Source organism: Pseudoalteromonas sp. Scap25 (assembly GCF_013394125.1).
Classification (GTDB): Bacteria; Pseudomonadota; Gammaproteobacteria; order Enterobacterales; family Alteromonadaceae; genus Pseudoalteromonas.
Genome location: NZ_CP041327.1, coordinates 1,232,501 through 1,246,008, shown reverse-complemented (window position 1 = coordinate 1,246,008; position 13,508 = coordinate 1,232,501). Strand labels below are relative to the sequence as shown.

Annotated in this window: 10 protein-coding genes and 2 rRNA genes (1 of these 12 cut by a window edge); 1 reads left to right on the top strand and 11 read right to left on the bottom strand. The window is 41.3% G+C overall.

The features are described from left to right. The 4 genes from FLM54_RS05755 to FLM54_RS05740 all read right to left on the bottom strand — a co-directional run bounded on the left by FLM54_RS05755 (nt 1) and on the right by FLM54_RS05740 (nt 5,089). On the bottom strand, nt 1-327 hold the full coding sequence (locus FLM54_RS05755) for a hypothetical protein (RefSeq protein ID WP_008114079.1): 327 nt from the start codon (nt 325-327) through the stop codon (nt 1-3). Nucleotides 328-450: 123 nt separating this feature from the next. Next, a complete protein-coding gene (locus tag FLM54_RS05750) occupies nt 451-1,953 on the bottom strand; it encodes an alanine/glycine:cation symporter family protein (protein WP_178955652.1) in 1,503 nt (500 codons plus the stop codon). Nucleotides 1,954-2,326: 373 nt separating this feature from the next. Further along, nucleotides 2,327-3,454, bottom strand: a complete 1,128-nt coding sequence (locus FLM54_RS05745; RefSeq protein WP_054200633.1) for a M14-type cytosolic carboxypeptidase — start codon at nt 3,452-3,454, stop codon at nt 2,327-2,329. 192 nt (nt 3,455-3,646) lie between these two features. Further along, entirely contained in the window at nt 3,647-5,089 is a 1,443-nt protein-coding gene (locus FLM54_RS05740; RefSeq protein WP_010392881.1) for a glyceraldehyde-3-phosphate dehydrogenase, read from the bottom strand. Nucleotides 5,090-5,575: 486 nt separating this feature from the next. Between FLM54_RS05740 and FLM54_RS05735 the strand changes: the two genes are divergently transcribed. Beyond that, complete coding sequence (locus FLM54_RS05735; protein ID WP_178955650.1) at nt 5,576-6,373, top strand: DUF2989 domain-containing protein; 798 nt, start codon at nt 5,576-5,578, stop codon at nt 6,371-6,373. Nucleotides 6,374-6,414: 41 nt separating this feature from the next. Here FLM54_RS05735 and ihfA read toward each other — a convergent pair whose 3' ends face one another. From ihfA to FLM54_RS05700, 7 genes are all read right to left on the bottom strand, one after another. Beyond that, the gene (gene ihfA, locus FLM54_RS05730; RefSeq protein WP_008114070.1) at nt 6,415-6,711 is read right to left on the bottom strand and encodes an integration host factor subunit alpha; all 297 of its coding nucleotides are present in this window, start codon (nt 6,709-6,711) and stop codon (nt 6,415-6,417) included. A 2-nt stretch (nt 6,712-6,713) separates the two neighbouring features. Continuing rightward, nucleotides 6,714-9,101 carry a phenylalanine--tRNA ligase subunit beta gene (gene pheT, locus FLM54_RS05725; protein ID WP_178955648.1) on the bottom strand — a complete coding sequence of 796 codons (2,388 nt, stop codon included), beginning with the start codon at nt 9,099-9,101 and terminating at the stop codon, nt 6,714-6,716. Between the two features lie 15 nt (nt 9,102-9,116). Further along, the gene (pheS, locus tag FLM54_RS05720) at nt 9,117-10,097 is read right to left on the bottom strand and encodes a phenylalanine--tRNA ligase subunit alpha (RefSeq protein WP_008468473.1); all 981 of its coding nucleotides are present in this window, start codon (nt 10,095-10,097) and stop codon (nt 9,117-9,119) included. An 82-nt stretch (nt 10,098-10,179) separates the two neighbouring features. Further along, nucleotides 10,180-10,890, bottom strand: coding sequence for a DnaA inactivator Hda (gene hda, locus FLM54_RS05715; protein WP_010392888.1), 711 nt, complete (start codon nt 10,888-10,890; stop codon nt 10,180-10,182). Next, entirely contained in the window at nt 10,890-11,945 is a 1,056-nt protein-coding gene (locus tag FLM54_RS05710) for a DUF2066 domain-containing protein (protein ID WP_054201186.1), read from the bottom strand. The genes hda and FLM54_RS05710 overlap by 1 nt, the downstream gene beginning before the upstream one ends. 325 nt (nt 11,946-12,270) lie before the next feature. Beyond that, nucleotides 12,271-12,385: ribosomal RNA gene (rrf, locus tag FLM54_RS05705) — 5S ribosomal RNA — on the bottom strand. A 137-nt stretch (nt 12,386-12,522) separates the two neighbouring features. Next, nucleotides 12,523-13,508 (bottom strand): 23S ribosomal RNA (locus tag FLM54_RS05700) (it continues 1,899 nt past the right edge of the window).

The following is a 13,508-nucleotide window of genomic DNA, read 5'->3' as shown; positions in this document are numbered from 1 at the left end:
TCATTTTTTCTTTTTCAGAGTCACTAAAATAATACGGTTAATAAGGTACCAAATACAGCCAATGCCTATAGCTGAGGTATACGCATACCACTGAAGTGTTTTTTCTTGAGGTTGTAGGAAGTACAAACAAAAGAAGCCACCTAAAAATAAGATCAGCGCTAAAAAGGAGTGGTTCATAAACATTTGCTGCTTTTTAATTCGCTGCTCACGTTGAAGTTGTTGAACTTGCTCGGCATTTAATTCAGCAACGTTACTTTGGCAATGTGGACACTGCGGATGTTTATCTGAAATTGATTTTGCACATTTGGGGCAACGAATAATCGCCATACATCTCTCTCCATACTACGCATAAAAAAAGCGCCTTTCGGCGCTTTTCATTGTACTTGTTTTATTGCTCTTTGTCTTTTTTGAATTTAACCCAATAGTTCATATTAGGTTATTAGGGTCTGTTTATTCAGCGTCTTTTGATTGCTTTTCAAGGCGCTTTTCCCAGAAGGTAGCATTTTTAATCCCTAACTTAACAGGATCAAATATGATTTTTCCACCTTTTTTCTTTTGTTCTTCATAATCGCTCAAACATGATAAGGCCGGTTTAGCGACAAAGAAAATGGCTAATATACCCAATATGTTGATCCACGCCATTAAGCCAACGCCTATGTCGCCAATAGTCCATATATAACCGGAACTGTTAACCATGCCGTAGGCTACCATAAACATAATCATAAGTTTTACCACTACAAGCGGAATACTTCCTTTAAAGTAGCGATTTAAGTACGCGATATTAGTCTCAGCAATGAAGTAATAAGCAAGTATAGTGGTAAAAGCAAAGAAGAATAAAGCGATACCTACAAACGCTTCTCCAAAGCTACCAAATACACTAAACAACGCCATTTGGGTAAATGCTGCTGACCCCACTTCAGTTGCCGCATCAACATTTTGTATAATGAATTGTCCTTCTGGCAAAGTGCCGACTACATTGTATTGCTGCGTCATTAAGATCATTAATGCCGTTGCTGTACATACAAAAAGTGTATCAACATAAACAGAAAAAGCTTGCACTAAACCTTGCTGTGCAGGGTGATCAACTTCTGCTGCCGCCGCAGCATGAGGACCTGTACCTTGACCGGCTTCATTAGAATAGATACCACGCTTAACACCCCAAGCAATTGCAGCACCAAAGCCTGCTTGGGCTGTAAATGCATCACCAATAATAAGCGAGAAAATGCCTGGTACTTTGTCTATGTTTAAAAATACGATAATTAAAGCCAATACGATGTAACCAAGCGCCATAAATGGCACTACAATTTGGGTAAAATTAGCAATGCGCTTTATACCACCAAAAATAATAAACGCTAAAACGATTAGAATAATGGCCAATGCAACGAGTTTAAAACTGCCTACGTCACCAAAAGTTGTAGACACCATAGCGCCATCACCAAATACTTGAGTGAATGCGTTGCCCACAGCATTTGCTTGTACGCCCGGCAGAAAAACTCCACAGGCTATAATTGCCGACACAGCAAATAATACAGCCAGCCACTTTTGCCCTAAGCAACGGTCAAAATAATAGGCTGGACCACCGCGGTATTGGCCGTCTTCTTCTAGTTTATAAATTTGACCTAATGTTGATTCTGCGTATGCAGTGCTTGCACCTAAAAAAGCAACAACCCACATCCAAAAAATAGCGCCCGGACCACCAAAACCGATTGCGGCTGCAACACCGGCAATATTACCAACCCCTACTCGGCCAGACAATGAAACAGCAAGAGCTTGAAAAGATGAGATCCCTTTTTCTGAGGTGTTGGGGCTAAATAATAGCTTACACATTTCTTTAAAATGTCTAACTTGAGCAAATCGAGTTAGTACGGAGTAAAATAAGCCTGCGCCTAGGCATAAATAGATGAGTGCATCACTCCAAACAACATCATTAACGGCGCTTACAAAAGCTTCCATGAACATCCTCACAGTTATATTTATTATTATTAATTACCATACTCTGCTACTCAGAATACCTGTCATAAGCTTTACGAAATAAGGGGTTAATCTTTTTCGTCTTTCTTATTGCTCAATCGATATTAACTTAAGTACCCAACCTTGTTAACAGTTAATTTTCAAAACAACTTATTGTTTATTTATATTGAGCCTGCTAAGACAACGTTTAACTAAGTGGGAATTGATTAAAATTATAGGTTATTAAATCTGTCGAGAAGGTGTATTGAAACGTTTTAGTGTGATGGTGGGAAATGATTTTTATTTTTTGATACGGCCGGTTTAGCCTAAAATAAAAAGGGCATCAAAATTATTGATACCCTTTAAAACAAGCGTTTTATCTTAAGTTGTCTACAACATTAACAATGGCTGCTAAGGTATCTTGACCAAATTGATATGAACGACGATCTGACCAGCCGTAATCTGGATCTGGTAAGTCATTATTATCTTTAAATGGCATTTCAACGGTGTAAGTTAGTGCTTTAAATTCTTCAGCGGTCGCTGATGAACCTACTGTTAAATTAGCTTGACCTGGTTCGTCTTTATCGTAGCCATGCGTATCTTGAAACTCTGGAGTAATAGTTAAAAGCGCGGCTTTAAAGCTGTCTTCAAGGCCTTTTAGGCGTGCATCATAACTTGGTATGCCTTCACTACCGGCAACAAAGTTATATGGAATGGCTTCATCCCCGTGAATGTCAAGGTGCATATCTAAACCTGCTTCTCGCATTTTATTAAGCACTAAGTAAACTTCAGGACTATTTTCCATGCTTGGTGTTTGCCATTCACGGTTTAAGTTAACCCCTTTAGCATTAGTACGTAAGTGACCACGTGCACTGCCATCTGGATTCATATTTGGCACTACATAGAATACCGCTTTTGATAGTAAGGCTGCTGCATGTGGGTCTTCATCATCAAGCAGCTTGTGTAATAAGCCTTCTACAAACCACTCTGCCATAGTTTCACCCGGGTGTTGGCGAGCCGTGACCCAGATGATTTTTTTATCTGCACTTGGCTGACCAATTTTAAGCACGCTCATATCACGGCCATCAAGGGTTTGACCTAGCGTCTCTAACTGACAAAGCTCTTGGCTTTGTGCCCATGATAATAAGTCTAAATGGCGGTCGTAGCTGTAAGGAGCAAAATAGGCAAAGTAAACGCTGCTACACTCAGGCTCAAGCTCAAATGTTAGTGTGCCATTTTCATACGAAGACGGTACACGAAACCATGTTTGACGGTCGTATGAGGCAACAGCTTGGTAGTCTACCCAACCATCTGGGTATGCAGACTTATCAAGATTATTAATATTTAACTGATGTAATTGATAAGGCGTTGTTTCAAGACGAAAGTGAAACCACTGATAAAACTCAGACTGATGATCTTTATTAATTTCTAACTGAATATTTAACGGATCGGTGGCTTCAATAACTTTAATATTACCACTGTCAAAATTGCTACTGATTTTCATTACAACAAACCTATTAGTTAACTGTGTGTCTTGACCAAAGGATTTAGCCAAGAGGTAAGTACGTGTTAATGCACTTTAAACGGCTATTACTACGTACTCAATTTAATAAAGCGTACCATAACCACTACACTTTAAAAATCTTCAGACCTAAAAAAGCCAGCAAGTGCTGGCTTTTTTTAATTGCTCAAGTGTTTATCGAGGTAAACTTGGGAATGAGACTTCTGCCATATCGCGCATACAGCGAACTACCTGGCAGCTATAACCAAACTCATTGTCGTACCATACGTAAAGTACAACACGGTTTTCATCAACAATCGTTGCTTGAGAATCAACAACACCTGCGTAACGGCTACCCACTAAATCGGTAGACACGATTTCAGTTGATGCTGTGTAATCGATTTGATCACGTAGGTCTGAGTGAAGTGCTGTTTCACGTAAAAACGCATTAAGTTCTTCAACCGTCGTGCTCTTTTCAAGATTCAAGTTTAAGATAGCTAACGATACGTTTGGTGTAGGTACACGAATTGCGTTACCTGTTAGTTTACCTTCAAGCTCTGGTAATGCTTTAGATACCGCTTTAGCTGCACCTGTTTCAGTGATAACCATGTTTAATGCCGCAGCACGACCACGACGTTCTGCTTTGTGGTAGTTATCAATTAAGTTTTGGTCATTAGTGTATGAGTGAACTGTTTCAACGTGACCATTCTTAATACCAAACTGATCGTTTAATGCTTTCAATGTTGGCGTTATTGCATTAGTTGTACAGCTTGCAGCACATACAATTTTATCTTCAGGTAAAATATCTTGGTTATTTACACCGTAAACGATATTTTTAATGTTGCCCTTAGCTGGCGCTGTTAATAATACTTTTGCAGCACCTTTAGATTCTAAGTGTTGACCAAGACCAGCTTCATCTTTCCAAATACCAGTGTTATCAACAACAAGTGCGTTTTCGATACCGTAGGCACTGTAATCAACTTCGCTTGGCGAATTAGCGTAGATAACTTGAATGTAGCTACCATTAGCTTTAATAGCATTACGTTCTTTATCAATGGTAATTGAACCATTGAACGGACCGTGGATAGAATCACGACGCAATAAGCTTGCACGTTTTTCTAAATCGCCGTCTTTACCACCACGCACAACAATAGCGCGTAGGTTTAAGTCGGCGTATGGGCCTGATTTTTCAATTAACAAACGTGCTAATAAGCGGCCGATACGACCAAAGCCGTAAAGTACTACGTCACGTGGCGCTTTAGGCTCAGAATTAACAATTTCAGCTAGTTCGTCTTTAACGAACTCTTCTACTGAACGGCCATTCGCAGCATCTGTGTATAAATAGCTGTATGCTAATTTACCAATATCGATACGGGCAGAATTTAATTCCATTTTGCTGATAGCTTCTAAGAATGGGAAGCTTTCACGTAGGCGAAGTTTAGTTCCTTCAAACTGGGCTACTGATTTGTGAGACTTAATAATATCAATAGTGCTTGAGTTTACTAATGGACGGCCGTAAACAGCGATTTCAATACCACGATTACGGTACAATTTACCAATAATTGGTTGCATGCTTTCAGCGTAATCTTGACGTTCTTGCCAGCTACTTGTGTATTCTAACTCGTGAGATGAGGTCATTTTTTTTACCTAATTAAACAATTTTGAACGGATAGCCTAAGAATGTATCGAATTTTGAGAGCAACACATTCCTTCGGGCAGGCCTATTCTAATTTAATCTCATTTTATTCTCTACTGTTAGAGACTAAAGTTTAGGCTAGAATAATATTATATGAGGGTCTGTTGACCTTTGCGGATTAAAATTTGTTCAAACTAGGGGCTGTTTAATCGCGGCGCGAGGTTTGTAACCTAGTGGGCTAAGTCAAAACCGAGCAAAGCTTCCGCGTCCTGCTCACGCCCCTTACCTACATCCATGTAGGCAACAAAGAGTAAATCGCCCCTAGGCAGAACCCTTCGGGCAGCGCCTGTTTGGCATTGATGCTGCGTTATCGCCTATTTATGGGGAATAACCACACCACATAGGCTCTGCCTTGCCTCTATACCAAACAGACTGCTGCAAATTCAACCTTGAAAGGTCAACAGACCCTAATAAATTGAGAGGCTCGGATGGCTTTTAAGCACATAACCCTCACTTTTGCATTGTTGCTTGCAGGATGTGAAGAATCTTTTACCGTTGAAGATATTTGTGTGCAATCACCCGCCATGTGCAATGATCTTAACCACGATAGCCACTGTAAGGCACTGCGAGAGCGTACTATTTTTTCTCGCTACCGCGAATCCTTACAACCAGCCGATGAGAACAAATATCAACTACTCAAAGCGTTTGAGCATTACAACCAATGTATTGGCTTAGCCGCTAATATTCAGCATATAAAACTGAAAGGTAAAACTACCGCCCGTCGACGAGCCTACCTCACCAGTAATAGAGAAATGGCACGTATTTATCAGCAAACACATGCAACCACTCACCCTGGCCTACTCTATTACCATTGGTCAAGAAACAATGATGAAACGGCACTCACCCGGCTACTTGCTCTAGAAAATACCCCCGCGGTGGAAACAAGTGCTGAAATGCAATTTTATTTAGCGTCTTATTACATTAAAGTTGATGAGCAAAAAGCGATTGGTTTTTTATACAACACACTGGCGTTAAATCAAGCTAAGCAAATACCTGATCCAGAAATTTACACCTCTTTAATTAGTCTTTTTTACAAGCACCGCCAATATAAGCACGCGTACATTTTTGCCAAAATAGCAGAGCTTTCTGGAATAAAAAATATCGATATATTATTAATTGAACAGCAGTTAATAGCACAAGGAAAGAATTTAGAGAGTTTAGATGCCCTCGCGGAGCAAACATTACACCAAATAAACCAAGGAAAATTTATTTCTCCCCGGAAATAATACAACAGATACAAAAAAGGCAGCTTGCGCTGCCTTTTTGTTTATTTTTTGCTTGTGCCTACTTCGACACGGGTCTTTAACTTTTGCCCCGGCCTAAAAGTAACTACGCGACGCGCTGAAATTGGAATATCTTCTCCCGTTTTCGGATTACGTCCCGGTCTTTCTTTCTTATCTCGAAGATCAAAGTTACCAAATCCAGAGAGCTTAATCTGCTCGCCTTTTTCAAGCGCTGAGCGGATTTCTTCAAAAAACGCTTCAACTAAATCTTTGGCATCTTTTTTATTGATCCCGAGCTTTTCAAATAGGTGTTCAGCTATGTCGGCTTTAGTAAGCGCCATATCTAGTCCCTCAACGATGCATTAAACTGTTCGGCCAGTGCGGCCACCACGTTATCAACTACCTGATTGATATCTTTCTCTTCGAGTGTTCTATCAACCGCCTGCAGTGTTAGAGCAATCGCCAAACTCTTATAATTTGGCTCAATACCTTTGCCCTTATACACATCGAATAAGTTTAGGTCAACCAATTGATTTCCGCCAACTTTTCCGATGACGTTTAAAATATCACCAATTTTAACGCTGTCTTGTACTAAAATCGCGATGTCGCGGCGATTTGATGGGAATTTAGACACCCCTACAGCTTGAGGTAAATTTCTTTTTTCTAATGCCGACATTTCAATTTCAAACACAAAAGTAGCATTGTTGATATCTAACGATTTTTGCGCTTGAGGATGTAATGCACCAAAGAAACCTACTTTTTTACCATCAACATAAATAACGGCAGACTGGCCAGGATGAAGACCATCAGATTGCTCAGCTTTAATTTCAAAGCGGCTAACATCGTTGGTAATTGCAAGTAATGCTTCAACATCCCCTTTTAGGTCATAAAAATCAACGTTACGTTTTTCTTCAACCCAATGCTCACCATGAACCAAACCAGTAATAACGCCACCAATAACAGGCACTTGGTATACACCATTTTCAGCATTTACATCACTGATAAACTTAAGGCCGTGTTCAAATAAGCGAATACGAGGTTGTTGGCGGTTTTGGTTATACGCAACAGATGAAAGCAACCCTGGCATTAAACTTACACGCATCGCTGACATTTCAATTGAAATTGGGTGCGGCAATACCAATGCATTACACTCAGGGTGTAAAATAGCTTGCGCTTTAGGGTCAACAAAACTGTAAGTAATGGCTTCTTGATAGCCACGTGTTACTAAGGCATTACGAAAACGGCTCAGGGCAACAGTTGACTCATCATGCGTGGTCATTTTCAGTTTTGCAGTTGGTGCAACATTAGGAATGCTGTTATAACCGTATACACGTGCAACTTCTTCAATTAAATCTTCTTCGATACGAATATCAAAACGGTAGCTTGGTACATCAGCACTCCAGCTATCATTGTCAAATTTAACATCAAGTCCTAAACGCGTCAGAATATCGGTTACTTTCGCATCTTCAATATGATGACCAATAACGCGGTCTAAACGTGAACGACGTAAACGTACTTCAGTTACTTTTGGTAACTTATCAGCAGCCACAGCTTCAACAACAGGACCCGCTTCACCACCAACAATTTCAAGCAGTAACGCTGTAGCGCGCTCCATTGCATCATGTTGTAGAGCAAAGTCTACACCACGCTCATAGCGATGAGATGCATCGGTGTGTAAACCGTAGCTACGTGCTTGACCAGCAATGGCAACAGGGTTAAAGAATGCGCTTTCTAACAGAATATCAGCTGTTTTTTCAGTAACGCCAGATTGCTCACCACCAAAAATACCAGCAATGGCTAGCGCTTTATGATGATCGGCAATCACTAATGTCGATTCATTTAACTTTGCAGTGTTACCATCAAGTAAAACTAATTCTTCACCTGCGTTTGCACTACGTACTTTAATTCCACCCTCAATCGCATTTAAATCAAATGCATGCATTGGGTGACCAAGCTCTAATAACACAAAGTTAGTCACATCAACTACCGGGTCGATTGAACGCACACCACTACGGCGTAGCTTTTCAACCATCCATAGAGGTGTTTCAGCATTAAGGTTAATGCCTTTGATAACACGCCCTAAATAACGAGGACAAGCTTCATCGTTAACCAACTCTATTGATACTTTATCTTCAATTGTCGGTGCTACCGCTGGAATACTTAATGTATTAACATCAATGCTGTTCAGTACGCCAACTTCACGAGCAAGGCCTTTAATACCTAAACAGTCACCACGGTTAGGGGTTAAATCTACATCTATGATGTTGTCATCTAATCCTAAGTATTCGCGTAAATCTGTGCCAATCGGCGCGTCAAGCGGCAATTCCATAATGCCATCGCCCTCTTCGCTAATGCCTAGCTCATCAAACGCACACAACATGCCGTATGATGGTTGACCACGAAGTTTGGCCTTTTTAATTTTAAAATCACCTGGTAATACTGCACCAACAGTGGCAACAGCAACTTTAATACCTTGGCGGCAATTTGGTGCACCACAAACAATATCAAGCAGTTCATCACCACCAACATTAATTTTTGTTACACGTAGTTTATCTGCATCAGGGTGCTGGCCACATTCAACCACCTCACCTACAACAACACCATTAAATTTGGCTGCTGCCGGCTCTACGCCATCTACTTCTAAACCAGCCATTGAAAGCTGTTCCGAAAGAGCTTGCGTATCAATTGCAGGATTTACCCACTCTCTTAACCACTTTTCACTAAATTTCATTTTATTTCTTCACTCTTAACGGAACTGGTTTAGGAATTTTAAGTCGTTTTCGAAAAACGCACGTAAATCGTTTACGCCGTAACGCAACATAGTTAAGCGCTCTACACCCATACCAAAAGCAAAACCGGTGTATTTTTCAGGATCGATACCAACAGACTTAAGTACGTTAGGGTGAACCATGCCACAGCCTAATACTTCTAACCATTTACCATCTTTACCCATTACATCAACTTCAGCTGAGGGCTCTGTAAATGGGAAGAATGAAGGACGGAAACGAATTTCCATATCTTCTTCAAAAAAGTTACGTAAGAAGTCATGTAAAATACCTTTGAGCTCAGTAAAGCTAACGTCCGTATCGACCATTAAACCTTCCACCTGATGGAACATAGGTGTATGTGTTTGGTCGTAGTCATTACGATATACACGCCCTGGTGAAATTATACGAAGCGGCGGCTGCTCTGTTTCCATGGTACGAATTTGCACACCACTAGTTTGAGTACGCAACACCAACTTAGGATTAAAGTAAAAGGTATCGTGGTCGGCGCGAGCAGGATGGTGCTCAGGAATATTTAGGGCATCAAAGTTATGAAAATCATCTTCAACTTCAGGGCCTGATTTAACTTCAAAGCCTAGTTCACCAAAAAAGCTTTCAATACGCTCAATTGTACGTGTTACTGGGTGAAGGCCACCAGAAGGCATAACGCGCCCTGGTAAAGTTACATCGATAGTTTCAGCAGCTAGTTTTTCTTCTAGTGCTTTACTCGCTAAAAGCTCACGCTTGTCATTAATTGCGCTTTGCACATCTTGCTTAGCTTGATTGATTACCTGGCCTGCTTCTTTGCGTTCTTCAGGAGCAATTTTACCCAGTGTTTTAAGTAAGCTGGTGATCTCGCCTTTTTTACCAAGGTAGTTAACCCTGATCTCTTCTAGTTGCGCGATTTCACTGGCACTGGCAACTGCCTCAAGTGCTTGCGCTAATATATTTTCTAAGTTCATTCGATACCTGATCTTTCAAAGAAGGTGATTACAATTTAGTTAGCTAATGATAACTGAAAGCGGGGTCTAGATTCTAGACCTACTACAGCTTTAGCGTTGATTTTATGAAAGGAATAGTTAATTTTCGCTGTGCAGCCATGGATGCGTGATCTAATTTGTCTAATACATCCAATAATGCGCGCATATCACGACTTAAACGGGTTAATAAAAACCGCGCGCATTCGTCACTCAGTTCAAGACCGCGCATGTTAGCCCGCTTTACTAGCGCTTGTGCTTTATCATCATCACTCATGGAGCGAATTTGAAAGGTGGTCCCCCACTTCAAGCGTGATTCTAAATCAGGCAAGCTAATATTAAGCATATTTGGCAGTAAATCAGCAGTTACTACCAGCATTTTATTAGGCTCATTAAAGCGGTTGAAGAAATTAAATAACGCTTTTTCCCATGCATCATTACCCGCCACTAAGTGAACATCATCAATACATAATACATCTAGCGCCTCAAGACCATCTAAAACCATCGGGCCAAAATGTAGAACTTCTCGCATTGATAGCAGCATATTCGATAAGCCACGCTCTTGGGCTTGAATACAGGTGGCGTATAACAAGTGGGATTTACCTGAGTCTCCTAAGCCACACAAATAAGTATACTGAAAAGCTTGAGATAGCTTAGAAAAGCTATCTTTAAGGTGGTTAACCTCTAATGAGTCTTCTCCCCCAAAATAAGAGGCAAATGTTTCATCATCCGGTAAAGTAACCGGTAGCGCCATTTGCATTGGCTCTTGAGTTAGCATTAGTTTTCAACCCATTGATACTCTAGGCTTTGCTTATCAACTATGTGATAAAAAGCACGGGGGTCGACATAATCTTTAAAGGCATTATCAAGACCAAGGGCTTTTTTAAGATCGTTTACAGTGCCGGTATGATCTAGCTTAAATTCAACAGAATCGGGAGTTTTACGTATAATAACCGCTTGGGTGACAACACTTAGGTTGAGTAGACGGCGCTTTGCCAACTCTATATCCACAAAATTATCTGTCCCTTTTAAGGTCAAATTGGCAGTACGTTGCTCATAATACGCATTCGGATCGATCGCATATTCGCCAGCTAAACCTTGCGCTAAATCATCAATCATTTGCGCAACGATTTGCTGTCTATAGCCAATAATTCGGTTAGATTCAAACATTTCGTCATTAGTAAAACGCCAATCTAATACCCAATTATCGGAGTTAAACTCTTGATACATTCTAGCAGTAATACTGCGCTCAGCACTGTAACGTTTAGATGCCTCTTCTACTGGTTCAGAAAAGTTCCCCCAAACCTCAGGGACACCAACAAGGCGTCTATCTTGTAAATCAAGCAAAGGTACAACGACAGGTAATCCACGACGGCTTGCCTTATCATAAATGAGCTGCTCTAACTGTGGGTAACTTTCTTGAGTTACTAGCTCTCGTTGCCTGTTATCTTCAATCCCTAACCAGATTGCAACCAGTGGTCGTTGCATTCCCCACAATGGCAAATTAAGCTCTTTGATTAGTGCATCGATTTTTCGTGCTTCAAACTTAACTAATAATTTAAGCTCTCCGGGGATACGCTCATCATATTCAAATTTCAGCATATAATCGGATATATCTTTAGTGCGTTGCTTAGCGACTCGATTTTCATCTGCGCTTTTGTCACCACTCACTTTTACTAATACGTTAAGTAACGCTTTGCGGCTAGCGTCTAAACGAGTATCACGAGATTTATCTTCTACGACCAAAATATCTTGATATAGATCAGTTACTTCAACTGCTGATACAGAAACACAAAAGAAAATGGATAAGGCGCTAATTAATAATCTATACACAGGCAAATCATTCATGGTTTTAAACTGTTTTGATCCTAAATCAAAGCCACTAACAAAGCAAAATTATATTTTTCTCAGTCACTAACGCCATTAAGCTCGCTTTAATGATCATAAAAAACCTCAAAGTAAATACCGACTAATTGGAGTCGGTGCGCTACTTAATTACGGCAATCACCTAGAATATTGTCGAGATACTAAACCCACGATACGGTGGTCAGTTTGACGCAGTGCAACTGATAGCTGACGGCTGATAGCTAATATTTTCACTTTCCTGCAGACGTAAAAAAACCCGTCACATTTCTGTAACGGGTTTCTCTTATTTGGAGCCTGGTAATGACCTACTTTCACATAACAAATGCTACACTATCATCGGCGCTGTTTCGTTTCACTACTGAGTTCGGCATGGGGTCAGGTGGGTCCAAAACGCTATTGTCACCAAGCAAATTTGGGTGTCAGTCCGTATCGCTACGCACTAACTAAAATTTGGAATTCTGATAATAAAAGTTTTCAGTAATCTACTTTAGTCTATTAACTTCTTCGCTTGTTTCACTATCACATAAAACGCGTTTGGCGTTGTATGGTTAAGCCTCACGGGTAATTAGTACAAGTTAGCTTAATGGCTCACACCACTTCCACATCTTGCCTATCAACGTTGTAGTCTTCAACGGCCCTTCAGAGACTTTAAAAGTCTAGTGAGAACTCATCTCGAGGCCTGCTTCGCGCTTAGATGCTTTCAGCGCTTATCAGTTCCGAACGTAGCTACCGGGCAATGCCATTGGCATGACAACCCGAACACCAGCGGTTCGTTCACTCCGGTCCTCTCGTACTAGGAGCAACCCCTCTCAATTCTCAAACGCCCACGGCAGATAGGGACCGAACTGTCTCACGACGTTCTAAACCCAGCTCGCGTACCACTTTAAATGGCGAACAGCCATACCCTTGGGACCGACTTCAGCCCCAGGATGTGATGAGCCGACATCGAGGTGCCAAACACCGCCGTCGATATGAACTCTTGGGCGGTATCAGCCTGTTATCCCCGGAGTACCTTTTATCCGTTGAGCGATGGCCCTTCCATTCAGAACCACCGGATCACTATGACCTACTTTCGTACCTGCTCGACGTGTCTGTCTCGCAGTTAAGCTGGCTTCTACCATTACACTAACCGTACGATGTCCGACCGTACTTAGCCAACCTTCGTGCTCCTCCGTTACTCTTTGGGAGGAGACCGCCCCAGTCAAACTACCCACCAGGCACTGTCCGTAACCCCGATTCAGGGGCCAACGTTAGAACATCAAAACTACAAGGGTGGTATTTCAAGGACGACTCCACAAAAACTAGCGTCTCTGCTTCAAAGTCTCCCACCTATCCTACACATGTAGGTTCAATGTTCAGTGCCAAGCTGTAGTAAAGGTTCACGGGGTCTTTCCGTCTAGCCGCGGGTACACAGCATCTTCACTGCGATTTCAATTTCACTGAGTCTCGGGTGGAGACAGCGTGGCCATGGTTACACCATTCGTGCAGGTCGGAACTTACCCGACAAGGAATTTCGCTACCTTAGGACCG